The organism is Burkholderia sp. LMG 13014 (assembly GCF_905232215.1).
Lineage (GTDB): Bacteria > Pseudomonadota > Gammaproteobacteria > Burkholderiales > Burkholderiaceae > Burkholderia.
This window is the reverse complement of record NZ_CAJNKE010000860.1, coordinates 1-1896: the sequence shown is the minus strand read 5'-3', so window position 1 is coordinate 1896 and position 1896 is coordinate 1. Positions and strand designations below refer to the sequence as shown.

4 protein-coding genes are annotated in these 1896 nt (G+C 66.4%); 1 reads left to right on the top strand and 3 read right to left on the bottom strand.

Going from position 1 to position 1896, the window contains the following annotated elements; genetic code table 11:
- Window positions 1–726 (top strand): IclR family transcriptional regulator (locus JYJ84_RS35505; RefSeq protein ID WP_205190199.1); only part of this gene is annotated, 726 nt, incomplete at its 5' end.
- A gap of 55 nt (window positions 727–781) precedes the next feature.
- Here the strand turns inward: JYJ84_RS35505 and JYJ84_RS35500 are convergent.
- The 3 genes from JYJ84_RS35500 to JYJ84_RS38135 all read right to left on the bottom strand — a co-directional run.
- Entirely contained in the window at window positions 782–1105 is a 324-nt protein-coding gene (locus JYJ84_RS35500) for a hypothetical protein (RefSeq protein WP_122949329.1), read from the bottom strand.
- Between the two features lie 387 nt (window positions 1106–1492).
- Window positions 1493–1762: a hypothetical protein gene (locus tag JYJ84_RS35495; protein WP_236027248.1), complete on the bottom strand. Its 270-nt coding sequence runs from the start codon at window positions 1760–1762 to the stop codon at window positions 1493–1495.
- 64 nt (window positions 1763–1826) lie between these two features.
- A partial coding sequence (locus JYJ84_RS38135; RefSeq protein ID WP_240201952.1) for a DUF2891 domain-containing protein occupies window positions 1827–1896 on the bottom strand: 70 nt, incomplete at its 5' end.

Below are 1896 nucleotides of genomic sequence, written 5' to 3'. Positions count from 1 at the left end.
CAGCCGTACACGCTGTCGCAGCTCGCCGCACGGTTGCACATCCCGAAGGCGACGCTGCTGCGGCTGATCGAATCGCTCGAAACGCGCGGCTACGTGATCCACATGCCCGACTCGCGCGGCCACGACCGCGGTATCGCGCTCGGCCCGCGCGCTGCGCAGTTCGCGCTCGCGGCGCTGTCGAACAACACCTTCACGCGCGGCTGCCGCTCGGTGCTGCGCTCGCTCGTCGACGTGCTCGGTGAAACCTGCAACCTCACCGCGCTCGACGGCGACACGGTGCTGTACGTCGAACGTGTCGAGACGACCGAGCCGCTGCGGCTCGAGATGCGGCCCGGCATGCGCGTGCCGCTGCATTGCACGGCAAGCGGCAAGCTGTTCCTGTCGCAGATGAACGCGCTGGAGCGCAACTCGATGCTCGCGCGACTCACGCTGAAGAAGATGACCTACCGGACGCTGAGCGATGCGCAGTTGCTCGCGGCCGAGCTCGACCGGCTCGCCGCGCGCGGCGTCGGGATCGACAACGAGGAATTCGTGCGGGGGATGGTGGCTGTTGCGGTGCCGGTGAAGGATGCTGCGAGCGGCCGCGTGCTCGCGGCGCTTGCCGTGCATGCGCCGACCGCACGCGCGACGCTCAACGACCTGCTGGAGAACGTGCCGAAGATGCGGGAAGCGGCCACGCGGCTCGCGCCGCTGCTGCATGCGGCGGATGGCGCGCCGCCGGGTTGACGAGGCTGAGCGCGGTCATGCAGTCATGCGGTCACGCAGTCACGCAGTCACGCAGTCACGCAAGGTGATAACGCAACCAGAAGGTTTCGCGGCATGCATTGTCGAACGTCAGCCGCGTCGGACCAATTGGCTGCGCATCGGGATGGCGAAGCACGTCGTAGTCGATCCAGCATTCGGCACACAGCAGATCGGACGGCGCGCGGTCCTGCTCGACCGAGCGACGCACGATCGCGCCGTTGTCGAAGCGGTATTCGGTTTCGTCGCGCGTGACCTCGACGTCGTCGTCGGTCCAGCGGTCGTGCGACGTCGCGTGAGACACGATCGACACCGGGCCCGCGAGCCCGTGGATCGCGGCAACGTAGGAAATAAGCTTGTCCATGGCGAGGCGGCGAACGAATGGATGGCCGCCTCGCGCAATACGCATGGAACGAGGCAACCCGAGCGCCGAGTATAGCCGTGCGCCGAAGACCTTGCCGCCGGCGGGGTTTCGCGCGCGATACCTCCCGCGCCAGCAACGCGAACGTTGCGAGCCCGTGCACGCTCGTGCAGCCACGACCGGGGCATCGCGCGCGGCCCGCGCGCGACGCTCAACGATTGACGGGAGAACGTGCCGAAGCCGCGGGAAGCAGCGACGCGGCTCGCACCGCTGCTCCGCACGCCAGAAAATCGATTATGCGGACAACACCCCGCGCATGGCTAATCCCTGAGCAGCCTGTCTCGGCGCATTCGCGCCTCGGTTCGGCGACGAATCGCTCAGCCCCGCTATTCACTCGGCATCGCGCAAATACGCTTGCAACATTTCCACGAGTTCATCCTGTGAATAGTGAAACTCGTCCCCTGCACTCATGCCGCGAATCGTATCGAGCAAGGTGTCGAGCCGTCGGTCGCTGTACCGATGTGCGCGGGCATCAAGCGCTGCGGTGTACACATATCGCGCGCAAATGTCCGGGTCATAGGGTTGCGTTTCGATGAACGTCATGATTTCCGTCACCCATGCCCGTTTTTCGTCACGTTGATCCATCGGCAGCGCCTGCATGCACCCTCCGTCGTTCAGCTGCCGCGACACGCGGAAAGCCCGTCATGTCGCGGCACCCGCCGCGCTACGCCTCCAGCGCCAGCAACGCGAACGTCGCGAGCCAGTGCTCGCCCATGTAGTCGCCGGCCACGTGC

Coding starts and splice junctions, on each gene's coding strand:
- JYJ84_RS35500 (WP_122949329.1), bottom strand. CDS start 1,105: ATGGACAAGCTTATTTCCTACGTTGCCGCGATCCACGGGCTCGCGGGC.
- JYJ84_RS35495 (WP_236027248.1), bottom strand. CDS start 1,762: ATGCAGGCGCTGCCGATGGATCAACGTGACGAAAAACGGGCATGGGTG.